The 22,246-nt window shown below is 50.1% G+C and carries 20 protein-coding genes; 11 read left to right on the top strand and 9 right to left on the bottom strand.

Annotated elements, in window-relative coordinates; all coding sequences use genetic code 11:
* The first annotated feature begins 147 nt into the window (after positions 1 to 147).
* The 5 genes from topA to acnA all read left to right on the top strand — a co-directional run bounded on the left by topA (position 148) and on the right by acnA (position 7,553).
* Positions 148 to 2,745: a type I DNA topoisomerase gene (topA, locus tag OGY18_RS08955; protein ID WP_286552680.1), complete on the top strand. Its 2,598-nt coding sequence runs from the start codon at positions 148 to 150 to the stop codon at positions 2,743 to 2,745.
* Between the two features lie 208 nt (positions 2,746 to 2,953).
* On the top strand, positions 2,954 to 3,928 hold the full coding sequence (gene cysB, locus OGY18_RS08950) for an HTH-type transcriptional regulator CysB (RefSeq protein ID WP_003020610.1): 975 nt from the start codon (positions 2,954 to 2,956) through the stop codon (positions 3,926 to 3,928).
* A gap of 315 nt (positions 3,929 to 4,243) precedes the next feature.
* A complete protein-coding gene (locus OGY18_RS08945; protein ID WP_286552678.1) occupies positions 4,244 to 4,384 on the top strand; it encodes a YmiA family putative membrane protein in 141 nt (46 codons plus the stop codon).
* A gap of 2 nt (positions 4,385 to 4,386) precedes the next feature.
* Positions 4,387 to 4,569 carry a YciX family protein gene (locus OGY18_RS08940; protein WP_198579225.1) on the top strand — a complete coding sequence of 61 codons (183 nt, stop codon included), beginning with the start codon at positions 4,387 to 4,389 and terminating at the stop codon, positions 4,567 to 4,569.
* Between the two features lie 308 nt (positions 4,570 to 4,877).
* Entirely contained in the window at positions 4,878 to 7,553 is a 2,676-nt protein-coding gene (gene acnA, locus OGY18_RS08935; RefSeq protein WP_286552676.1) for an aconitate hydratase AcnA, read from the top strand.
* A gap of 49 nt (positions 7,554 to 7,602) precedes the next feature.
* On the opposite strand, the gene ribA is transcribed toward acnA, so the two are convergent.
* On the bottom strand, positions 7,603 to 8,193 hold the full coding sequence (ribA, locus tag OGY18_RS08930) for a GTP cyclohydrolase II (RefSeq protein WP_003020601.1): 591 nt from the start codon (positions 8,191 to 8,193) through the stop codon (positions 7,603 to 7,605).
* Between the two features lie 201 nt (positions 8,194 to 8,394).
* Between ribA and pgpB the strand changes: the two genes are divergently transcribed.
* The 5 genes from pgpB to yciH all read left to right on the top strand — a co-directional run bounded on the left by pgpB (position 8,395) and on the right by yciH (position 12,047).
* On the top strand, positions 8,395 to 9,159 hold the full coding sequence (pgpB, locus tag OGY18_RS08925) for a phosphatidylglycerophosphatase B (protein ID WP_286552674.1): 765 nt from the start codon (positions 8,395 to 8,397) through the stop codon (positions 9,157 to 9,159).
* A gap of 149 nt (positions 9,160 to 9,308) precedes the next feature.
* On the top strand, positions 9,309 to 9,617 hold the full coding sequence (locus OGY18_RS08920) for a LapA family protein (RefSeq protein ID WP_003020595.1): 309 nt from the start codon (positions 9,309 to 9,311) through the stop codon (positions 9,615 to 9,617).
* Positions 9,618 to 9,623: 6 nt separating this feature from the next.
* Positions 9,624 to 10,793 carry a lipopolysaccharide assembly protein LapB gene (gene lapB, locus OGY18_RS08915; RefSeq protein WP_003833317.1) on the top strand — a complete coding sequence of 390 codons (1,170 nt, stop codon included), beginning with the start codon at positions 9,624 to 9,626 and terminating at the stop codon, positions 10,791 to 10,793.
* 189 nt (positions 10,794 to 10,982) lie between these two features.
* Positions 10,983 to 11,720 (top strand): orotidine-5'-phosphate decarboxylase, encoded by a 738-nt coding sequence (gene pyrF / locus OGY18_RS08910; protein ID WP_286552708.1) that lies wholly within the window; start codon positions 10,983 to 10,985, stop codon positions 11,718 to 11,720.
* On the top strand, positions 11,721 to 12,047 hold the full coding sequence (yciH, locus tag OGY18_RS08905) for a stress response translation initiation inhibitor YciH (protein ID WP_003833315.1): 327 nt from the start codon (positions 11,721 to 11,723) through the stop codon (positions 12,045 to 12,047). It begins immediately after the preceding gene.
* 91 nt (positions 12,048 to 12,138) lie between these two features.
* Here yciH and osmB read toward each other — a convergent pair whose 3' ends face one another.
* From osmB to fabI, 7 genes are all read right to left on the bottom strand, one after another.
* Positions 12,139 to 12,357, bottom strand: coding sequence for an osmotically-inducible lipoprotein OsmB (gene osmB, locus OGY18_RS08900; RefSeq protein WP_003020583.1), 219 nt, complete (start codon positions 12,355 to 12,357; stop codon positions 12,139 to 12,141).
* A gap of 268 nt (positions 12,358 to 12,625) precedes the next feature.
* Positions 12,626 to 13,378 (bottom strand): DNA-binding transcriptional regulator YciT, encoded by a 753-nt coding sequence (gene yciT, locus OGY18_RS08895; protein WP_003020580.1) that lies wholly within the window; start codon positions 13,376 to 13,378, stop codon positions 12,626 to 12,628.
* Between the two features lie 95 nt (positions 13,379 to 13,473).
* Positions 13,474 to 13,656: a YciZ family protein gene (locus OGY18_RS08890; protein ID WP_003833313.1), complete on the bottom strand. Its 183-nt coding sequence runs from the start codon at positions 13,654 to 13,656 to the stop codon at positions 13,474 to 13,476.
* Positions 13,657 to 13,838: 182 nt separating this feature from the next.
* Positions 13,839 to 15,830, bottom strand: coding sequence for a cyclic di-GMP phosphodiesterase (pdeR, locus tag OGY18_RS08885; RefSeq protein ID WP_286552672.1), 1,992 nt, complete (start codon positions 15,828 to 15,830; stop codon positions 13,839 to 13,841).
* Between the two features lie 264 nt (positions 15,831 to 16,094).
* Complete coding sequence (locus OGY18_RS08880) at positions 16,095 to 18,029, bottom strand: exoribonuclease II (RefSeq protein WP_057067367.1); 1,935 nt, start codon at positions 18,027 to 18,029, stop codon at positions 16,095 to 16,097.
* 89 nt (positions 18,030 to 18,118) lie between these two features.
* Positions 18,119 to 19,264 carry a carboxymuconolactone decarboxylase family protein gene (locus OGY18_RS08875; protein ID WP_191235469.1) on the bottom strand — a complete coding sequence of 382 codons (1,146 nt, stop codon included), beginning with the start codon at positions 19,262 to 19,264 and terminating at the stop codon, positions 18,119 to 18,121.
* A gap of 213 nt (positions 19,265 to 19,477) precedes the next feature.
* Complete coding sequence (gene fabI / locus OGY18_RS08870) at positions 19,478 to 20,266, bottom strand: enoyl-ACP reductase FabI (RefSeq protein WP_020996373.1); 789 nt, start codon at positions 20,264 to 20,266, stop codon at positions 19,478 to 19,480.
* Positions 20,267 to 20,708: 442 nt separating this feature from the next.
* Between fabI and OGY18_RS08865 the strand changes: the two genes are divergently transcribed.
* Entirely contained in the window at positions 20,709 to 21,401 is a 693-nt protein-coding gene (locus OGY18_RS08865) for an EAL domain-containing protein (protein WP_003833297.1), read from the top strand.
* Positions 21,402 to 21,439: 38 nt separating this feature from the next.
* Here the strand turns inward: OGY18_RS08865 and sapF are convergent, their stop codons facing one another.
* The gene (gene sapF / locus OGY18_RS08860) at positions 21,440 to 22,246 is read right to left on the bottom strand and encodes a peptide ABC transporter ATP-binding protein SapF (RefSeq protein WP_003020558.1); all 807 of its coding nucleotides are present in this window, start codon (positions 22,244 to 22,246) and stop codon (positions 21,440 to 21,442) included.

Raw genomic sequence — 22,246 nt, 5'->3', positions numbered from 1 at the left:
AGTTACATGAGAGTTACATTACAAGCGCAAATCAGTTTAAGGGGTTGATATCCGCCGACGCAGAGACCATATCGATGTCTCGTCGCCAGTGGAAGGTGAATCAACGTGCGACGCATTCTGGAAGAATCAAATTAGGTAAAGGTGAATATGGGTAAAGCTCTTGTCATCGTTGAGTCCCCGGCAAAAGCCAAAACGATCAACAAGTATCTGGGTAATGACTACGTGGTGAAATCCAGCGTCGGTCATATCCGTGATTTGCCGACCAGTGGCTCAGCAACTAAAAAGAGCGCCGACTCAACCTCCACCAAAACGGCTAAAAAGCCCAAAAAGGATGAACGTGGCGCTCTCGTCAACCGTATGGGTGTTGACCCGTGGCACAACTGGGATGCGCGCTATGAAGTGCTGCCTGGTAAAGAGAAAGTTGTTTCTGAACTGAAGCAACTGGCTGAAAAAGCCGACCACATCTATCTCGCAACCGACCTTGACCGCGAAGGGGAAGCCATTGCATGGCACCTGCGGGAAGTCATCGGTGGCGACGACACCCGCTACAGCCGCGTGGTGTTTAACGAAATTACCAAAAATGCTATTCGCCAGGCGTTTGAAAAACCGGGCGAGTTGAACATCGATCGTGTTAATGCGCAACAGGCGCGCCGCTTTATGGACCGTGTTGTGGGCTATATGGTGTCGCCACTGCTGTGGAAAAAAATTGCGCGTGGTCTGTCTGCCGGTCGCGTACAGTCTGTGGCTGTGCGTCTGGTGGTTGAGCGTGAACGCGAAATCAAAGCATTTGTTCCAGAAGAGTTCTGGGAAATTGATGCTAACACGACCACGCCGGGCGGCGACGCGTTGCCGCTTGAGGTGACGCATCAAAATGATAAACCGTTCCGTCCTGTAAATCGGGAACAAACGCTTGCCGCTGTTAGCCTGTTGGAAAAAGCGCGCTATAGCGTCCTGGAACGTGAAGATAAACCGACCAGCAGCAAGCCGGGCGCGCCGTTCATCACTTCCACGCTGCAGCAGGCCGCCAGCACGCGTCTGGGCTTTGGTGTGAAGAAAACCATGATGATGGCGCAGCGCTTGTATGAAGCGGGTTACATCACTTACATGCGTACTGACTCAACCAACCTGAGCCAGGATGCTGTCACCATGGTTCGCGATTACATCAGTGATAATTTTGGCAAAAAATATTTGCCGGAGAGCGCGAACCAGTACGCCAGCAAAGAGAACTCGCAGGAAGCACACGAAGCTATCCGTCCTTCCGATGTCGCCGTACTGGCGGAATCGCTGAAAGATATGGAGGCCGATGCGCAAAAACTGTATCAGCTGATCTGGCGCCAGTTTGTAGCTTGTCAGATGACGCCAGCGAAATATGACTCTACCACCCTGACCGTGGGGGCGGGTGATTTCCGTCTGAAAGCGCGCGGTCGTATTCTGCGCTTCGATGGTTGGACCAAAGTGATGCCCGCGCTGCGTAAGGGCGATGAAGATCGCATCCTACCGGCGGTGGACAAAGGCGATACCTTGACGCTTATCGAGCTGACACCTGCGCAGCACTTCACCAAGCCGCCAGCACGCTTCAGTGAAGCTTCGCTGGTTAAAGAGCTTGAAAAGCGTGGCATTGGTCGTCCATCCACCTATGCGTCGATCATCTCTACGATTCAGGATCGCGGTTATGTTCGCGTTGAAAACCGTCGCTTCTACGCTGAAAAAATGGGTGAAATCGTCACCGATCGTCTGGAAGAAAACTTCCGCGAGCTGATGAACTACGATTTTACCGCGCAGATGGAAGACAGCCTCGACCAGGTGGCGAATCACGAAGCCGAATGGAAGGGCGTACTCGACAACTTCTTCACTGATTTTACTCAGCAGTTAGATAAAGCCGAGAAAGATCCTGAAGAGGGCGGTATGCGTCCGAACCAGATGGTACTGACCAGCATTGATTGCCCGACCTGCGGACGCAAGATGGGTATTCGTACCGCCAGTACCGGCGTTTTCCTTGGTTGCTCTGGCTACGCACTTTCCCCGAAAGAGCGTTGTAAAACCACCATTAACCTGGTGCCGGAAAACGAAGTATTGAACGTGCTGGAAGGCGACGACGCGGAAACGAACGCATTGCGCGCCAAACGCCGCTGCCAGAAGTGCGGTACGGCAATGGACAGCTATCTCATCGATCCTAAGCGTAAATTGCATGTGTGTGGTAATAACCCAACTTGCGATGGCTACGAGATCGAAGAGGGTGAATTCCGTATCAAGGGTTATGATGGTCCTATCGTAGAGTGCGAAAAATGTGGTTCTGAAATGCACCTGAAAATGGGACGTTTCGGCAAGTACATGGCGTGTACCAACGACGAGTGTAAAAACACCCGTAAGATCCTGCGTAACGGTGAAGTTGCTCCGCCGAAAGAAGATCCGGTTCCGCTGCCGGAACTGCCGTGTGAAAAATCTGACGCGTATTTCGTGTTACGTGATGGTGCTGCAGGTATCTTCCTGGCGGCCAATACGTTCCCGAAATCACGTGAGACTCGTGCGCCGTTGGTGGAAGAGTTGTATCGCTTCCGGGATCGCCTGCCGGAAAAACTGCGTTATCTGGCAGATGCGCCGCAAACTGACCCGGATGGTAACAAGTCTATGGTTCGTTTCAGCCGTAAAACCAAGCAGCAATACGTTGCTGCTGAGAAAGACGGTAAGGCGACTGGCTGGTCCGCGTTCTTCGTTGACGGTAAATGGGTAGAAGGGAAGAAATAACCGCGTTTCGGCTGAATTTCTCCTCAAAGGGTCGCGTAAGCGGCCCTTTTTGTTTCTGGCATATTATTTTTTGTCATACCTATACAGCGTACATATAAATGATATAGTGGTTATAGTTAACAGTCTTTTTATTATTAAATCGTATTAGCAGTGCCCACGAGCCTGCACTGGAACGATGATTTGATGGCCCGAATCGGGATGGCATAACATGAAATTACAGCAGCTTCGCTACATTGTTGAGGTGGTGAATCACAACCTTAATGTCTCCTCAACGGCGGAAGGGCTTTATACCTCTCAGCCCGGTATCAGTAAGCAAGTTCGTATGCTGGAAGATGAACTTGGCATCCAGATTTTCGCCCGTAGCGGTAAGCATCTGACCCAGGTTACGCCAGCGGGGCAGGAAGTCATCCGTATTGCGCGCGAAGTTCTGTCTAAGGTGGACGCCATTAAGTCTGTTGCTGGTGAACATACCTGGCCGGACAAAGGTTCGCTGTATATCGCCACCACGCATACTCAGGCACGTTACGCATTACCGAACGTGATTAAAGGTTTTATTGAGCGTTATCCTCGTGTTTCATTGCATATGCACCAGGGATCGCCAACGCAAATTGCCGAAGCCGTCTCGAAAGGGAATGCGGATTTTGCTATCGCGACGGAAGCCTTGCACCTGTATGACGACCTGGTGATGCTACCTTGCTATCACTGGAACCGTTCGATTGTCGTCACGCCGGATCATCCGTTGGCGGGCAAATCCTCGGTTTCTATTGAGGAACTGGCGCAGTATCCGCTTGTCACCTACACCTTTGGATTTACCGGACGTTCGGAGCTGGACACCGCGTTTAACCGTGCGGGTCTGGAGCCGCGTATTGTCTTTACCGCGACCGATGCTGATGTCATTAAAACCTATGTTCGTCTGGGGCTCGGCGTGGGTGTGATTGCCAGTATGGCGGTTGATCCTGTTTCCGATCCTGACCTGGTACGTGTGGATGCGCATGATATTTTCAGCCATAGCACCACCAAAATTGGTTTTCGTCGCAGCACCTTCTTACGTAGTTACATGTATGATTTCATTCAACGTTTCGCGCCGCATCTGACGCGTGATGTGGTGGACACGGCGGTGGCACTGCGTTCCAACGATGATATTGAAGCCATGTTTAAAGATATTAAATTGCCTGAGAAATAATAACGGCCATAACCTCGTCGGTATCCATAAGCATAAAGCGATACCGACGGGAGAGTTTGAATTTATTCATTATTTCTCACCACATATATTAACCATATATTATTTATGGAAAAAGTTCTCTAAAGTAGTTTCAAATTAGTCAGCTTGCCAAAAATCACTCTCAAATATTCATAACTGATCAAACAATTGATTTATTCATCAGATCGAGTCCGAAAATTAACTGGCTTTTTCTCACCTTTTTTATTAGGATTCCTCCTATCTGATGATTAATTGTACCAATTGTTTGGTGCCTAAATGATAAGTGATTTCGATAGTATGAGGTTAGCGATGCCTTCAGGAAACCAGCCAGCACGCCGGAATCCCGCGATGAAACGTAAAGCCTGGTTCGCCGTGTTTCTTGGCTCTGCCGTATTCTGGATTATTGTCGCGCTCGTGGCCTGGAACGTGTGGGGGTAAGTATGTCCGCACCGAAGCAGCACTCTACTATGACGCCAGCGTCTCATGAACATGAACATGAACATGAACACGAGAGCAAAACCGTCGCCGAGAAGGGGCCGAAGATACCCGAATCCTGGAAACTTTCTCCTGAACAACGGGCGTTTATTGATCTGTTAACGGATGATGATGAACAGAAACAATAGTTCGTACGTATTTTATAATAATAACGATTACCTCGTGGTCTTAAATATCGAATCGTTTATCCCATGTATTCACCATCAGCCACCTAATCAACGTATTATCGATTGCGCTATTGCCTGCTGAATATCCATCCTATTAATCTACACGGCTAGACCTTCCTCCTCACCATTGACCTCACTTCGCGCTTTTGTATCGCGCGCTACTTTTATCAATTTGAGTTGTTATCAAAGCGTTACATTTTGTTTGTGTTATCTTTAATACTAACCCTGAGGAAATCAGGGGATCCAACCCTGTCATTTAAGGAGGAGCTATGTCGTCGACCCTACGAGAAGCCAGTAAGGACACATTGCAGGTTAAAGATAAAACCTACCGCTACTACAGTTTACCTCTGGCCGCTAAATCACTGGGTGATATCACCCGACTACCCAAATCGCTGAAAGTGTTGCTGGAAAACCTGCTTCGTTGGCAGGATGGTAATTCCGTTACCGAAGATGATATTCATGCGCTCGCGCATTGGCTGAAGACCGCCCATGCCGATCGTGAAATTGCCTATCGACCCGCTCGTGTTCTGATGCAGGATTTTACCGGCGTGCCGGCGGTGGTCGATCTTGCCGCTATGCGTGAAGCGGTGAAACGTCTGGGAGGAGATACGGCAAAAGTGAATCCGCTTTCGCCAGTGGACCTTGTCATTGACCATTCGGTAACGGTGGACCGTTTTGGTGATGATGATGCTTTCGAAGAAAACGTTCGCCTGGAAATGGAACGTAACCATGAGCGTTATGTGTTCCTGAAATGGGGACAGCAGGCATTTAGTCGCTTCAGCGTTGTACCGCCGGGAACGGGGATTTGCCACCAGGTTAACCTTGAATACCTTGGCAAAGCCGTCTGGAGCGAGTTGCAAGACGGTGAGTGGGTGGCTTACCCTGACACGTTGGTCGGAACCGATTCCCATACGACAATGATTAATGGTCTCGGTGTGCTGGGATGGGGCGTTGGAGGCATTGAGGCTGAAGCAGCAATGCTGGGACAACCGGTTTCTATGCTTATCCCGGATGTTGTGGGCTTCAAACTGGTGGGCAAACTGCGGGAAGGCATCACCGCTACCGACCTGGTTTTAACCGTCACCCAGATGCTGCGTAAGCACGGCGTGGTCGGTAAATTCGTTGAATTCTACGGTGATGGCCTGGACACCTTACCGCTGGCCGATCGGGCAACCATTGCTAACATGTCACCGGAATACGGCGCAACCTGCGGTTTCTTCCCGATCGATGACATCACTCTTGAATATATGCGTCTGAGTGGACGCAGTGAGGAGCAGGTTGAGTTGGTCAGCGCCTATGCCAAAGCGCAGGGAATGTGGCGTAATCCAGGGGATGAACCCGTATTTACCAGTTCACTGGAGCTGGATATGGGCAGTGTGGAAGCTAGCCTTGCCGGACCGAAGCGTCCGCAGGATCGGGTAGCACTGGCTGATGTCCCGAAAGCGTTTTCGGCGAGTAATGAACTCGAAGTAAATAGCTCGCTGAAAGATCGTCAGCCAGTGGACTATACAATGAACGGTCATCAGTACAAGCTGCCGGATGGTGCGGTGGTTATTGCTGCGATCACTTCCTGTACCAACACCTCTAACCCAAGCGTATTGATGGCAGCGGGTCTGCTGGCGAAAAAAGCAGTGACGCTTGGTCTGAAACGTCAGCCGTGGGTGAAAGCCTCGCTGGCGCCAGGATCGAAGGTGGTGTCTGACTATCTGGCGCAGGCTGGGTTCACGCCGTATCTTGATGAGCTGGGATTTAACCTAGTGGGCTACGGCTGTACCACCTGTATTGGTAACTCGGGTCCGTTACCCGATCCTATCGAGACAGCTATCAAAAAAGGCGATCTTACCGTTGGCGCCGTGCTTTCCGGCAACCGAAACTTTGAGGGGCGTATCCATCCGCTCGTGAAGACCAACTGGTTGGCATCTCCGCCGCTGGTGGTGGCCTACGCGCTGGCGGGGAATATGAACATCAATCTGACGAAAGATCCGTTAGGGCATGACAGAAAGGGCGATCCCGTATATCTGAAAGATATCTGGCCGACGGCTCAGGAAATTGCACGTGCCGTGGAGCAGGTTTCTACCGCCATGTTCCATAAGGAGTACGCTGAAGTCTTTGAGGGCACGCCGGAATGGAAAGCAATCCAGGTTGATCGGGCTGATACCTATGGCTGGCAGTCTGACTCAACTTATATCCGCTTGTCGCCATTTTTCGATGGCATGCAGGCTACGCCGGATCCAGTCAAGGACATTCACGGCGCGCGTATTCTGGCTATGCTTGGAGATTCCGTCACCACCGACCATATTTCTCCTGCCGGCAGTATCAAGCCGGATAGCCCGGCAGGTCGTTATCTGCAAAGCCACGGCGTGGAGCGTAAAGATTTTAACTCCTACGGTTCACGGCGCGGGAATCATGAAGTAATGATGCGCGGTACCTTTGCCAATATTCGTATTCGCAATGAGATGGTGCCCGGCGTTGAAGGTGGGATGACGCGTCATTTGCCGGGAACTGAGGTAGTGGCTATCTATGATGCGGCTATGCAATATCAACAGGAGAATATCCCCCTGGCGGTTATTGCCGGGAAAGAGTATGGCTCTGGCTCCAGTCGCGACTGGGCGGCAAAAGGCCCGCGCTTACTGGGGGTTCGCGTGGTTATCGCAGAGTCCTTTGAGCGAATTCACCGTTCTAACCTGATTGGTATGGGGATTTTGCCGCTGGAATTCCCACAGGGCGTCACGCGTAAAACGCTGGGACTAACCGGTGAGGAAGCGATCGATATTACGGATCTGCAAAACATCAAACCGGGTGCAACAGTGCCGGTGAGTATGGTTCGCTCGGATGGACGTAAAGACGTGGTTTTATGCCGCTGCCGTATCGATACCGCAACGGAGCTAACCTACTACCAAAACGATGGCATTCTGCACTACGTGATTCGTAATATGTTGAGCTAGAATGTAAAAAGCCTGCGAGAGCAGGCTTTTTTATCGGCGGTAACAACTATTACTTGCCCAGCAAATGTCCCATCTTGGCGGCTTTGGTGTCCAGGTAATGTTCATTGTTCGGGTTACGACCCACAATCAGCGGCACGCGTTCAACAATATTGATTCCCGCTTCGGTCAGAATTTCCACTTTTTTCGGGTTATTGGTCAGCAAACGAACTTCGTCCACACCAAGCAGCTTGAACATATCCGCACACAGCGTGAAATCACGCTCATCTGCCGCAAAGCCCAACTGATGATTAGCTTCAACGGTATCATAACCCTGGTCCTGCAACGCGTAGGCGCGGATTTTATTGAGCAGACCGATATTGCGTCCTTCCTGACGATGATAAAGCAGGATACCGCGCCCTTCTTCAGCAATATGGGTGAGAGCCGCTTCGAGCTGGAAGCCGCAATCGCAACGCAGGCTAAACAATGCATCGCCAGTCAGACATTCGGAGTGGACACGCGCCAGGACAGGCGTTTGGCCTGTGATATCGCCAAAAACCAGTGCGACGTGATCGTGTCCGGTTGCCAGTTCTTCAAATCCCACCATCAGGAAATCACCCCAGGGGGTTGGCAGTTTGGCTTCTGCCACACGTTTAAGCTGCATGTAATTCTCCAGATTATGCTGGCACTGTCGTGCCGTCGCCTGTTGGCTTCTGTTCTATATTGCACTATTTTGCCATAAGGCAACGATGTTCACCTAATCGCGACAACGGATTCGCTTTTGGAATGGCACAAAATTGTCAATTTCCCCGGCATGCGCTTTTTTCAGTTATGATTGTGAGACTTATCGACGAAAGGAGAGGCAATGCTGTCAATTGCAAAGCGCACTGCGGTCGGGGCCGGGCTGCTACTTATTATGCCGGCTGCCGTATGGGTATCGGGCTGGAGCTGGCAGCCGGGACATAACGTTTGGTGGCTAAAATCTCTGTACTGGATAACGGAAACGGTGACGCAGCCGTGGGGCATTATCACTCACGTTGTTCTCTGCGCATGGTTTCTGTGGTGTCTGCGTTTTCGTCTGAAAGCTGCGGTAATGCTGTTTGCGATCCTGGCTGCGGCAATTTTAGTCGGTCAGGGCGTAAAGTCCTGGGTTAAAGACAGGGTGCAGGAACCTCGGCCCTTTGTCGTGTGGCTGGAAAAAACGCACCATATCCCTGTTGATGAGTTCTACACTTTAAAACGTAAAGATCGTGGTCACTTAGTTAAAGAGCAATTGGCCGAACAACAGGATATTCCGACGTTTCTACGTAAGCACTGGCAAAAAGAAACAGGGTTTGCCTTTCCGTCAGGGCATACGATGTTTGCCGCCAGTTGGGCTTTACTGGCCGTAGGGCTGTTATGGCCACGCCGACGTACGCTGACGATTGTGTTTTTACTTATCTGGGCTACGGGTGTTATGGGCAGTCGCTTGCTATTAGGCATGCACTGGCCCCGTGATTTGGTCGTTGCAACGCTGATTTCATGGTTGCTGGTAACACTGGCGACATGGCTTGCGCAGCGGGTATGCGGACCATTAACGCCGCCTGTGCAGGAGGAAAAAGAAATCGCTCAGCGTGAACAAGAAAGTTAGCCATGATTGATTTTTCGAATTTTGCCCTTAAATCAGAAAGGGGAAAGCGCTTTTCCGTTTCGCACTCGTTGTGAAAATGGTAATTTAAAGGGCTCAACGCGGTAAGTTGTACACGATTTATTCGCTCAAACCACATAACGGGAAGTAATGTGAAATATTTACTCATTTTCTTACTGGTGTTGGCGATTTTTGTTATTTCGGTGACATTAGGTGCGCAAAACGATCAACAGGTTACGTTTAATTACCTGCTGGCTCAGGGTGAGTATCGTATCTCTACGCTGCTTGCTGTATTGTTTGCCGCAGGTTTTGCGATTGGTTGGTTAATTTGCGGCCTTTTCTGGCTGAAGGTTCGTGTGTCTCTTGCGCGCGCCGAACGTAAAATCAAACGACTGGAAAACCAGCTTACGCCTGCGACCGACGTTGCGGTTTCTGCCGATTCGTCGGTTGTGAAGGAATAATTATTTATGTTGGAGTTGTTGTTTCTGCTTTTGCCTGTAGCCGCTGCCTATGGGTGGTATATGGGTCGCAGAAGTGCGCAACAAACCAAGCAGGATGAAGCTAACCGTCTTTCCCGTGACTATGTCGCCGGGGTTAACTTCCTCCTGAGCAACCAACAAGACAAAGCGGTGGATCTGTTCCTCGATATGCTAAAAGAGGATACGGGCACCGTTGAGGCTCATCTCACCCTCGGAAACCTGTTTCGCTCGCGCGGTGAAGTCGACCGCGCAATCCGCATCCATCAAACGTTAATGGAAAGTGCTTCGCTGACCTACGAGCAGCGTTTGTTGGCCGTACAACAGCTGGGGCGCGACTACATGGCCGCAGGTCTGTACGACCGCGCGGAAGACATGTTTAATCAGCTTACCGATGAAACAGATTTTCGCGTCGGTGCATTACAGCAACTGCTGCAAATTTATCAGGCGACCAGCGAATGGCAGAAAGCGATTGATGTCGCAGAACGCCTGGTGAAGCTCGGTAAAGATAAACAGCGTATTGAGATAGCTCACTTCTACTGCGAACTGGCCTTACAGCAGATGGGTAGCGACGATATGGATCGCGCCATGACGCTGTTGAAAAAAGGGGCTGCGGCAGACAAAAACAGTGCCCGTGTTTCCATCATGATGGGCCGTGTGTACATGGTGAAAGGCGATTACGCGAAGGCCGTCGAATGTCTACAACGCGTGATTTCTCAGGATAAAGAACTGGTCAGCGAAACGCTGGAAATGCTGCAAAGCTGCTACCAGCATCTGGGGAAAAACGATGAGTGGGCCGAGTTTTTACGTCGGGCTGTTGAGGAGAATACTGGCGCCGCCGCCGAGCTGATGCTGGCCGATATTCTTGAAGCGCGTGAGGGGACTGATACCGCTCAGGTTTATATTACCCGCCAGCTACAACGCCATCCTACGATGCGCGTGTTCCACAAGTTGATGGATTACCATCTTAACGAAGCAGAAGAAGGGCGCGCGAAAGAGAGCCTGATGGTTCTGCGCGATATGGTCGGGGAGCAGGTGCGCAGCAAGCCTCGGTATCGTTGCCAGAAGTGCGGATTTACCGCATATACACTGTACTGGCACTGCCCATCCTGTCGCTCATGGTCAACCATTAAGCCTATTCGCGGACTTGATGGGCTGTAATTTTTAAAAAACCTCACTTTAGTTACAACATACTAATGATCTATAACAGATCCTTCCTCAACCTCCGTTGCCAAATTTGCCTGGCAGAAATGTAATCGCGCCTGTTAATTTTCTATTGCCGCAGGTAGAATGCACGCCGTTTACCCATTTTGCGCCGCCGATGGCGCCCATCCTCAGGAAGGTCTGGTCATGACGTTTACTGCTTCATCTTCTTCTCGTGCTGTTACTGATTCTCCTGTCGTTGTCGCTCTCGATTATTCCAATCGTGATAAAGCATTAGCTTTTGTCGACAGAATTGATCCTTGTGATTGCCGTTTGAAAGTGGGCAAAGAGATGTTCACGCTTTTTGGACCTCAGTTGGTTCGCGATTTACAACAGCGTGGCTTTGACGTTTTTCTTGATTTGAAATTTCATGATATTCCCAATACTACCGCGCATGCCGTTGCGGCGGCGGCTGAGCTTGGCGTATGGATGGTTAACGTTCATGCTTCTGGTGGGGCGCGTATGATGACCGCCGCACGTGAAGCCCTGGTGCCTTTTGGCAAGGATGCGCCGTTGCTGATTGCAGTAACAGTTCTGACCAGTATGGAAGCCAGCGATCTTGCCGACCTTGGCGTGACGTTGTCACCTGCGGAGCATGCGGAAAGGCTGGCGCGCTTAACCCAACATTGTGGTTTGGATGGCGTCGTATGCTCCGCGCAGGAAGCAGTGCGATTCAAGCAGGCATTTGGCCAGGCATTTAAACTGGTAACGCCCGGTATTCGTCCTGAAGGCAGCGAGGCAGGCGACCAGCGTCGTATTATGACGCCGGAACAGGCACAGTCAGCTGGCGTCGATTATATGGTTATTGGTCGTCCGGTCACACAGTCGGCAGAGCCGGCTCAGACGCTGAAGATGATCAATGCCTCCCTGAAACGAGGTGCGTAAATGAACGACTCAAATTCTCGTCTGGTCTACTCAACTGACACCGGGCGTATTGATGAACCAAAAGCCGTCCCAGAGCGTCCCAAAGGCGATGGCATTGTCCGTATCCAGCGACAGACCAGTGGCCGCAAAGGTAAGGGTGTGTGCCTGATTACTGGAATAGATCAGGACGATGCTGAACTGACCAAATTAGCTGCGGAACTGAAGAAAAAATGTGGTTGCGGTGGGGCAGTGAAGGATGGCGTGATTGAGATACAGGGTGATAAACGCGACCTGATTAAATCGCTGCTGGAAGCCAAAGGAATGAAAGTTAAATTGGCTGGCGGTTAATAAAAAAAGCCACGGAATTTTTCCGTGGCTTTTTAATAATACAGACCTGAAAAAGTAAACGTATTATTATATCGAGCCGTTTAACCGTAAATTATTTACCCACCTGGTGGCCAATAATACCACCTACTGCAGCACCACCCAGCGTGCCCAGCGTGCTGCCGTCAGTCAGGACTGCACCACCGATTGCACCAGCACCAGCACCAATTGCGGTGTTACGGTCACGTTTGGACCAGTTAGAGCAGGCACTCAGCGACATTGCCAGAGTAATCGCCAAAATGGCAGCGGTCATTTTTTTGCTCGTTACTAACATAATACTTTCTCCTGAATTATTGATTCACGGAATCCAGTGTTCTTTAAGAATAGCGCTAAATTTAGGCTAACGAAGATATTTCCGTGAAACCGTTTAGCGAAGGCATGACAAACACTATCCTGAGATTGGAGGTTCGTTCCTGTTATATCGCTAACATTAATTTTACGACTTAATCCTGTTAACGACAGGTAAAAAGTCTTAATTGGACTGTCAGATAACTCTCAGAGAGGAGATGATTTGCCGACTGACAAATCATCTGCTGAAGATTTTATGCGTGCGCATCAATGATATTGACGGTTAAACCCGAGTGCTCAAGCTGCATTTGTACGCTGGCGCTGAGTCTGGAATCCGTGACTACGCGGCTGAATCGCTCTAATGGACCCAGCGTGTAAGGGTGAATGGCTTCGAATTTTGAGCTGTCAGTAAGCACAATAACTTCTGCACCTTTTTCCAGCACCGCGTTAACCACATCAGAACGCATCATGTCGCGTCCGGTGAAGCCGGTGTCAGCCTGCCAGCCATCAATGCCGATAAAGGCCTTGCTGAAGTGTACCTGCTGGATAAACTGGCGAGTTAAGGGCCCCACCATGCTTTCGCTTTTTTTCTGATAGATGCCGCCAAGGAGAATCACTTCGCAGGGGGTTTCTTTCAGCAGATGGGCTATATAGCTGCTGACGGTAATGATGGTGACATCTTTTTGCTCCGCCAGCGTTCTGGCCAAGAGCGCATTGCTGCTGCCGTTTTCAATGAATACGGACTCGCCTGGGCTTACCAGCGATGCGGCGAATTCGGCCAGCTCACGCTTCAGCGTAAAATTAGTCATCATGCGCGTTTCCACATCATCGCTGTTCAATGAAACAGCAAAACCGTGCGCACGGCGTAAATAACTCTGTTTTTCCAGTGTGTTCAGATCCTGTCGAATCGTCACTTCTGAGACACCGGTGATTTTTGCCAGTTCGGCAACGCTCATCTGACCTTTATCAGTCACCATCTGCAAAATAGATTGTTGTCGGGAATTCATAATATTAATTTTATTGCGATATCGTATCGGAAATTAAACGGAAACTGCCTCATATGCAGTTTGCTGATAGCAGCGACATTAAAGGGTTAATGTCATCAGATCTCCCAGGGAGCCTTGTGCTTTTTGGGCAAAGACTCGGCATCTTCTTTGGCCGTGTCTAGCAGCTCAGCCTTCAGAATTTCGAGATTGTGGATGGCTGAGTGGTAATCACCTGCAACGAGGATATCCAGCACGGTATCAATGCGTTCGGCCAGACGCTGAGCGTCGATATCAGACATGGTTATCATCCTAATGGCAATAGAGTTTGAATTTCATGATGCAGAATTTCATGGCAAAAGAGAAGGGAAAAATAGTATTAACTTCAATGATAGAAGAATATTATATATTCTGTGATTACATGCAGATAGGATCGTTAGGTAATGTCCATTTATGGCTATTTTCAACGTTTGATCCCACTGCATTAGCGTGTTTTTTTATTCAGGTGCCGTCGATACCAACGTTCAAATGCAACTGCAGGCATTGGTTTGGCAAACAAAAAACCCTGACGCTCGTTGACACCATTTTTGGTTAAAAACGCATCCTCTTTCGCGCTTTCAACACCTTCGGCGATGACCTGCAGATTGAGTGCCTGTGCGACCGCAACAATGGCACGTACCAGCGACTGCGAAATAGGTTGTTTGTGTACATCCCTGACAAAGGTTTGATCCAGTTTAATTGCATCAAGCGGGAAGCGTGCCAGTTGAGACAGTGACGAATATCCGGTACCAAAATCATCCAAATGGATTTGCGCTCCCAACTGGCTAAACTGCTGAATGACGGACAGTGCCAACTGTTCATTTTCAATCAAACTGCTTTCCGTTAACTCGACATCAATGGGGCAATATTCAAAGTCGAGTTCATGAAGCACCTGTTTGAGATCGGTAAATAGCGTCTGATCGGCGAGTTGGCGGGCAGAAACGTTTACCGCCACGCGCAGATTGATTCCCTTGGCGCGCCATTTTGCAACCTGACGCACAACGTCCAGAATAACCCAGCGCCCCAGCGGAACAATAAGCCCTGATTCTTCGGCGTAGGAGATAAATTCCAGTGGTGGAATGAGGCCGCGTTCCGGAGACTGCCAGCGTACCAGCGCCTCCAGGCTGCGCACTTCGCCTCGCCAGGTTATCTTTGGCTGATAATGGATAACCAGTTGATCGTTTTCCAGTGCCTTGCGCAGGTTAGTATCCAGCCACAGGTATTCAAAAACCCGCTGATTCATTTCCGGAGAGAAAACACAAAACTGTCCGCGGCCGCCTTCTTTCGCGGTGTACATGGCCGTATCGGCGTTACGAATGACGCTTTCGCAGTCCTGACCATGCTGTGGAGCGAGGGAAATACCAATAGAGCAGCCTGTATAGACTTCAATCAGGCCAATGCGAAAGGGTTGACGCAGGCGTGTCAGAATGCGCGATGCGGTAGCCTCCAGTGTGCTCTGGGATGTTTCGGTGGCAAGGACGATAAATTCATCACCGCCAAACCGAGCCAATAGCTGGTTGTCGTCAAGGCAACTGAGGATTGCAAGCGACACACTCTGTAATAGCTGATCGCCAAACATATGCCCGTAGGCATCGTTCACCTTTTTGAAGTTATCAAGATCGAGATATACAATCCCAACCTGAGTATCACCTGCGTTCTCAATCGCGTCGCTTATCAGCTCATGAATGGCGTTACGGTTCGGTAATCCGGTGATGGAGTCGGTATTAGCCAACATCCGCAGGCGTTCCTGCGCGCGGCGTTCTTCAGTGATATCGGTGCCGGAACAGATCAGAAATATTTCGTTCTTGCCGCTACCGTTATGTACAAACTTATTGCGAAAAAGAAACAGGCGCTGACCTTTGCAGGTCTTCACCCAACGTTCGACCTCATATGAGTTGCCTTCGCGAAAAAAGACCTCGATGTTACGTCTGGAGGCTGCGGCTTCACGTCGACTCATAAACAGTGTGAATACGCTTTGGCCAATGACTTCACGTTCTCTGAGTCCGGTGTACTCTTCGCACAAACGGTTAAAACGCTGAATGTTGCCCATTCGGTCAAGAATGACAATAACGGAATTGGCTTCTGAAACCACCTGTTCGGCAAAAGAGAGACCTTGAGCCAGGTCGCGTGCGACGGAAGGGGTGTCATCCCAGGCTGATGCGCTACCGGCCCATTCGCGCTTATTGATTTTCCGCCCGACCAAATGTACCGGAATATCGTCATTTTCAATGGGTAACGTCATCAACAGGCTTGACGTAATTACCGTCATCTCGCGAATGCGGTCCGCCTGTTCGGGTGATAATTCGATGGTCTGCTCAGCTTCTGCTGTTTCATCAATAGAGAAATGCAGGATGTTGCAATCCTCTGACAAACGCCAGTAGGGGTTATGAGTGCCCACATAGCTATACAACGTAACCAGCTCCCGGACGTCTTTCATGATGTGTACTATCCCGTTTAAAGCGCATAAAGCCTCAAAAGTAAGGGTAGCCATGATTCATTCAGGGTGATTATGGCTGAACGTATTGTTTTATTTATATATTTATATGTAATCCAGAATCCATAAAAAGCAAAGCCAGCGGAACTGAAAAATAGTAAAAAAAATTTTGACTGGATGAGAGAAGTGTAGTGTGTGGTTGAAATTTGGTCGGTAAAAAAAGAAAACGACCTTTCAAAAAAGAGAAAGGTCGTTGGATTTGTCAGTTTACGCTGCTGGACGCGCGATAACGCTCCGGGTTTCCATACGAACTTCGGCGATAGTTACGTCAATCACATCTGTGACTTTGTAAACCACTTCACCTTTGATTTGTACGGTACCACTTTCCTGGCTGCAGACCAGTTCGTCACGCACGGCGTGCAGGAAGGGGGCCGGAATAAAGGCAACAGCGCCATTATCAACTAAACGCACGCGCATGCCGCCGCGGCTGACGTCGATGATCTCGGCCGCAAAGCGGGTGTCGGTTCCGGCTTTATCACTCAGGAAACGGGCGTATAGCCAGTCACCCACATCACGCTCAGCCATCCGGTTCAGGCGACGACGTTCTGCCATCTGCACGGTGGTATCATCCTGAGGTCGGGCGACGGTTTCGCCTTTGATGACGGCCTTAAGCAGACGGTGGTTGATCATATCGCCATACTTACGGATTGGGGAAGTCCAGGTGGCATATGCCTCCAGACCCAACCCAAAGTGTGGACCTGGCTCAATACTAATTTCAGCGTAAGACTGGAAGCGGCGAATTCGGCTGTCGAGGAAACCGGATGGCTGTGCATCCAGTTCGCGGCGCAGTTTGCAGAAACCTTCCAGTGTCAGTACTTCTTCGGCATCGACGTGCATACCGTGGGTTTTCAGCAGCGCGGCCAGAGCGTCGGCGTTGGCCGGGTCGAATCCCATATGGACGTTATAAATACCGAAGCCCAGCTTGTCGCGAAGCACACGGGCGGCGCAAATATTTGCCGCAATCATGGATTCTTCCACGATACGGTTTGCGATGCGGCGTGGCTCAGCGACGATGTCCAGTACTTCACCTTTTTCACCGAGAACGAAACGGTAATCCGGGCGATCTTTAAAGACCAGCGCGTGGTTATGACGCCACTCTCCTCGGCTCAGGCAAATACGATGCAGCAGACGGATTTGTTCCGCAATCGCGTCGTTTTCTGGTTGCCACTCGCCTGTACCTTCCAGCCAGTCGGAAACATTGTCATAGGCCAGCTTCGCTTTAGATTCGATGGTTGCGGCGAAGAAGGTGATGTTGTCTTCAATCGTGCCATCGGCAGTAATGCTCATACGACAAGCTAAAACCGGGCGCACTTCGTTCGCGCGCAGAGAGCAGAGATCGTCAGACAATTCACGTGGTAACATCGGGATATTGAACCCCGGTAAATAATTGGTGAACGCGCGAATTTTTGCCGTTTTATCCAGCTTGCTGCCTTCTGCAATCCAGGCTGTTGGGTCGGCAATGGCGACGGTTAATTGTAGTGTGCCGTCAGCTTGTTCTTCAGCATACAGCGCATCGTCCATATCTTCGGTGCTGGCGCTGTCGATGGTGACGAAATTGAGGGCGGTTAAATCTTCACGAACCAGGCCTTCGTCCAGCATTTCGGTTGCTACACCGTCTGGGGCTTCTTTTTCCAGATTATGGCGTGCCAGTGTGACCCACCACGGGACAAAGTGGTCATCAGCAAAAGTGATAAATTGGGTTAACTCGGCGTAGAAGGTGCGATCGCCTTTCAGCGGATGGCGGCGCATTTCTGCAACAGCCCAGTCGCCTTCTTTAAATTCATGTTCAACGCCGCGGGCTGCACGACAAGGAATAGCATCTTTCAGTAACGGATGATCCGGCACAATGGACAGACGGTCATTTTTGCCCTGAACTTTACCCACGAAGCGCGTCAGGAAGGGTTCGATCAGTTCTTCCGGCTCAGCAGACTCACGATCTTTTTCTGTATGGATAACCGCAACAATACGGTCGCCATGCATCACTTTTTTCATCTGCGGCGGTGGAATGAAATAGCTTTTTTGTGCATCGACTTCCAGGAAGCCAAAGCCTTTTTCCGTGGCTTTTACCACCCCTTCAGCACGTGGCGTCTGGGAATGTAGTTGCTGTTTAAGCTGCGCTAGCAGCGGGTTGTCCTGAAGCATAATTGTCTATTTTCGTGGCTAAAAGAGCGGCTGACAGTTTTACGCGATTCTGCCAGTGGCAGCAAGCGCTCTTTCAGTAAGTGGATCGGTTAATCAGTGTCGCCCAGCGCGATTTTCAAGCGATTCAACCATCCGCACAATCCACTCCAGGCTAGCAGGTTAATGGCCTGCTCTGAAGAGATTCCCTGATCGAACAAAGGCGTTAACAGTGCGGTGCTAAAGCGGTCGGGCGCCCGGGTCAGCCATTGTACCGCCTGTAGGGTAACGCGCTCAACCGGATGTCGTTGTTCCCAACGTTGTAATTCACGTTCATCCTGGCGAAGAACGGTAATGGCCTCGGTTAATTCATGAGCTGAATACGCATGTTCATTAAAACAGGCCACGCTGCCATTAATCCGTGAAGTCATCAGCGTCGCCAATGAAAATGCCTGTACCGGTATCCCGCTACGTTGCGTGCTGGAAATGAGCGACCCGAGTAAATCCAAAATGACGGGGGAATGTATCAGTAATGGCAGTAACGCTTGCAGTTCCTCGGGATAACGTCTGTCTATCGACTCATCATGATTAAGATGTTTTTCTATCGGGAATGGCGCAGCGTGCCAGGTTGTGTTTGTTGCATTAAATGGCGCAGCGTGAGCGAATTGTTGTATATCGAGACCCGGAATTCGGCGCACCGGATGTCCACACCAGGCCTGAAACAGGGCCACGATACGGGCCTGAAAACCGACGAATCCGATAATTTGATTCATCAGAATGCTATCGCTGGTGGTTAGCCCGACAGCATCCAGATGCTGGCGATCGCGCGCGCCTATCACGGCAGGAGAGCTGGCAAGTTGACGAGCATATTGGGTGATTTGCGCCAGTCGATGGTTACTTTCCCGCGAGGAGTCCGGCCCAGGAAGCGGTGTTAGACGCGCGGCATAGTGATTACATAATCGCTGGACGCCATATACCTGAGCGACGGTTAACGCCGTACTCATCCGTTCATAGGCGCTGAATGTGTGCATCTGACTCTGGTTTACGTGGGTCGGGAAGAGAATCTGTGCAAGTTTACGGGCAGGGATTAACCAGGATTGAAAAGGTAAAAGGGCGTCATCAGATATCGCCAGATCCAGTAAAAAGCAGTCGTCGACATGAGCGGCTTCCGGCACCAGCGGCAGAACATCTTGTGGATACATGCTGGATTGCGTCTCATGATACCAGTGGCTTTTGCCTTCAATTCGGCGTTGTTCCATGGGCGGTCCTTGGTCTAAAAAGTGGCGACCCGGACACGTCGTCATACCACTCGCCGGATCGTTTGCGCTGCAATATCCTGACGTAAGCAGAAGAGGGGATGAAAGATTGTTACGTGATAATAAATATCAGAAAAGCATATATGGGACAGGGTAGAGGGGAATTAAAAACGAGCATCATGGGCGACAGCGGGCCGCCCAGAGAACAGTGGAAGATTATTTCAGTTCTAGTTCATTCATTGCAGCGATGCTGAAACCACCGTCAACGTGTACGACTTCACCAGAGATACCGGCAGAAAGATCGGAACACAGGAATGCCGCAGAGTTGCCCACATCTTCAATGGTAACAGTGCGGCGAATCGGCGTAACAGCTTCGCAATGGGCCAGCATTTTACGGAAATCTTTGATACCGGAAGCGGCGAGGGTGCGGATTGGACCTGCGGAAATTGCGTTTACGCGTACGCCTTCAGGCCCCATTGCGTTAGCCATATAACGGACGTTTGCTTCCAATGAGGCTTTCGCCAGGCCCATCACGTTATAGTTAGGGATTGCACGCTCTGCGCCCAGATAGGACAACGTCAGTAGCGCAGAGCCAGGGTTTAGCATGGAACGACATGCTTTTGCCATCGCAACAAAGCTATAAGCGCTAATGTCATGCGCAATTTTAAATCCTTCGCGGGTAACTGCGTTCACATAATCGCCATCCAGTTGGTCAGCAGGTGCGAAGCCGATGGAGTGTACGAAACCGTCGAATTTCGGCCAGGCTTTGCTCAGTTCAGCAAACATGGCGTCAATGCTGGCATCTTCAGCCACATCACACTGCAAAACAATGTTGGAGCCTAATTGCGCTGCAAATTCTTCCACACGACCTTTCAGCTTGTCGTTCTGGTAGGTGAACGCCAGTTCGGCACCTTCGCGATGCATCGCCTGAGCGATTCCCCATGCGATAGACAATTTACTGGCAAGGCCTGTCACCAGAATGCGCTTACCTGATAAAAAACCCATGGCTTTAATCCTTTTGGCTAACACTTATCTTATATCAATCAATGAGTTATGATTGACGCATTAAACACACTCGAAATTGGCCTGAAATTATATCCCACGCTTTTTCCCTGGAGAATGGTTATCCGCCTCACGTGACCTGTCACGTCATTACATGTGAGGAGTATATCATCCCCCTCCGCTTGTGCTTCGTTCAGGCATCTAACGTCGGTGAATCAGAGAAAATACGAGGTTTCAAAGGCATTGAAATGGTATTATTTCATTGCTAGCTGATGTTAATAAACATAGCAAGGTAGGAACTTTCTTAAAACAATAAATGTGACAATATTCAGCTTGTTATGATATATTGTTTTTATCGATCAATATCGAATCATTGATCGATATTATTGATTGATTGTGATTGGAAGTGCATTATCAGGATGTTATGATCAATTGGAGTGGTCTTATGCACTATCATTTCATCGCGGAACCGATGAGAGACACAACAGATAAATTACTGGGTGTGGAGATTAACGCCCGGTTTACTTCAGATACGGTTCACCCGTTGCATCCAGATTTCATCATTTCAGCGTGGGATAGCGAACAAAAGCGTAATTTCATGCTCGAGCAAATTCGATTAATTGCCGAAAAGCGTGACTGGTTTGAGCACAACAGCCTTATTTGCACCCTGAACCTCATTGACGAAATGGCACTGCTGGCGATTGGTGATCCAGCCATCAAGTCGGCCTTACATGCTCTACCATTTATTGCACTGGAACTTTCAGAACGTTTTCTGTCGAATACCATGTGCCTGAATAATCTGCTGATTAATTCACTTCGCGACGGCCCAAACGCATTGTGGTTGGGCGATCTTGGCTCCGGCAGCGTAGGGGCCAGTCCGCTGGTTTGCGGTCATTTTGACGTTGTGAAACTGGATCGCGGTTTCTTCCTGGAACAGGTAGAAAAACCGATGTTCCCGGTGCTGATCAAAAATATCAGGGAATATTGCGACCGTGTTGTGGTGAAGGGAGTAGAAACAGTACGACTTATCGACGAGGCCAGTACCGCAGGTGTCTGGGCAATGCAAGGTGGTGCCCTTTACCCGTCAGTCGCGTTTACCGAAGTTGATACGCTGCTCTTACCCACATTGTGTCACTGATGGCAGAATGCCCCCCGGTTGAGGAGGGCAGCCGTTTGTTAACGATCTTTTCGCCAGGCATCAGCGGTAAGCGCTTCGCCGAAATGACCTGCAATCAGGCGGCGGGTAAGCTCATGAAGAGGGGACGCCAGAACATCCGCTGTACTGCCGCGTTCTACCACTTCGCCCTGATGCATGACTAATACCTGATCGCTGATGTGCTTCATCATGCCAATATGTTGGGTCACATAGATATACGAAATCCCCTGTTTTTCCTGCAATTCCAGCATCAGATTGATGAGCTGCGAACGCATCGACATGTCCAGAGAGGCCAGGGCTTCGTCGGCGATAATGACTTTGGGGCGTAAAATGAGCGCGCGGGCAAGGCCCAGACGCTGTTTTTGCCCTGGGGCCAACATATGTGGGTAATAGCTTACGTGATCGGGCAGCAATCCGACCATGCGCATGGTCTCCACGATCTGTTTACGACGCTGCTCAGGCTCGAGGTCGGTATTCAGACGTAGCGGAAAATCGAGGATCTGCGAGATACGTTGCCGAGGATTAAGCGATGTTGACGGATCCTGGAAAATCATACGGATCCGCTGACTACGAAATGAATAATCGCCATATTTTAACGGATGATCGTCAATCAGCAGCTCACCGCTGGTGGGTTCAATCATACCCGCCAACATTTTTGCCAGCGTAGATTTCCCCGAGCCGTTTTCACCAATGACGGCGAGCGTCTGACGTTCGCGCAGGGTGAAACTCAGGGGCTTAACGGCCTCAACGGTCTGGCGGCGAAATAAACCTGTCCGGTAGCGAAAGGTTTTGCTCAGATTACGAACTTCGAGCAGGGTTTCTACCAT

The sequence above is a fragment of the Citrobacter sp. Cpo142 genome (assembly GCF_030332425.1).
Lineage (GTDB): Bacteria > Pseudomonadota > Gammaproteobacteria > Enterobacterales > Enterobacteriaceae > Citrobacter > Citrobacter portucalensis.
The sequence above is the reverse complement of the archived record's forward strand: the minus strand, read 5'-3'. Positions and strand labels throughout refer to the sequence as shown.

Coding starts and splice junctions, on each gene's coding strand:
- topA (WP_286552680.1), top strand. CDS start 148: ATGGGTAAAGCTCTTGTCATCGTTGAGTCCCCGGCAAAAGCCAAAACG.
- cysB (WP_003020610.1), top strand. CDS start 2,954: ATGAAATTACAGCAGCTTCGCTACATTGTTGAGGTGGTGAATCACAAC.
- OGY18_RS08945 (WP_286552678.1), top strand. CDS start 4,244: ATGAGGTTAGCGATGCCTTCAGGAAACCAGCCAGCACGCCGGAATCCC.
- OGY18_RS08940 (WP_198579225.1), top strand. CDS start 4,387: ATGTCCGCACCGAAGCAGCACTCTACTATGACGCCAGCGTCTCATGAA.
- acnA (WP_286552676.1), top strand. CDS start 4,878: ATGTCGTCGACCCTACGAGAAGCCAGTAAGGACACATTGCAGGTTAAA.
- ribA (WP_003020601.1), bottom strand. CDS start 8,193: ATGCAGCTTAAACGTGTGGCAGAAGCCAAACTGCCAACCCCCTGGGGT.
- pgpB (WP_286552674.1), top strand. CDS start 8,395: ATGCTGTCAATTGCAAAGCGCACTGCGGTCGGGGCCGGGCTGCTACTT.
- lapB (WP_003833317.1), top strand. CDS start 9,624: ATGTTGGAGTTGTTGTTTCTGCTTTTGCCTGTAGCCGCTGCCTATGGG.
- pyrF (WP_286552708.1), top strand. CDS start 10,983: ATGACGTTTACTGCTTCATCTTCTTCTCGTGCTGTTACTGATTCTCCT.
- yciH (WP_003833315.1), top strand. CDS start 11,721: ATGAACGACTCAAATTCTCGTCTGGTCTACTCAACTGACACCGGGCGT.
- osmB (WP_003020583.1), bottom strand. CDS start 12,357: ATGTTAGTAACGAGCAAAAAAATGACCGCTGCCATTTTGGCGATTACT.
- yciT (WP_003020580.1), bottom strand. CDS start 13,378: ATGAATTCCCGACAACAATCTATTTTGCAGATGGTGACTGATAAAGGT.
- OGY18_RS08890 (WP_003833313.1), bottom strand. CDS start 13,656: ATGTCTGATATCGACGCTCAGCGTCTGGCCGAACGCATTGATACCGTG.
- pdeR (WP_286552672.1), bottom strand. CDS start 15,830: ATGAAAGACGTCCGGGAGCTGGTTACGTTGTATAGCTATGTGGGCACT.
- OGY18_RS08880 (WP_057067367.1), bottom strand. CDS start 18,029: ATGCTTCAGGACAACCCGCTGCTAGCGCAGCTTAAACAGCAACTACAT.
- OGY18_RS08875 (WP_191235469.1), bottom strand. CDS start 19,264: ATGGAACAACGCCGAATTGAAGGCAAAAGCCACTGGTATCATGAGACG.
- fabI (WP_020996373.1), bottom strand. CDS start 20,266: ATGGGTTTTTTATCAGGTAAGCGCATTCTGGTGACAGGCCTTGCCAGT.
- OGY18_RS08865 (WP_003833297.1), top strand. CDS start 20,709: ATGCACTATCATTTCATCGCGGAACCGATGAGAGACACAACAGATAAA.
- sapF (WP_003020558.1), bottom strand. CDS start 22,246: ATGGTAGAAACCCTGCTCGAAGTTCGTAATCTGAGCAAAACCTTTCGC.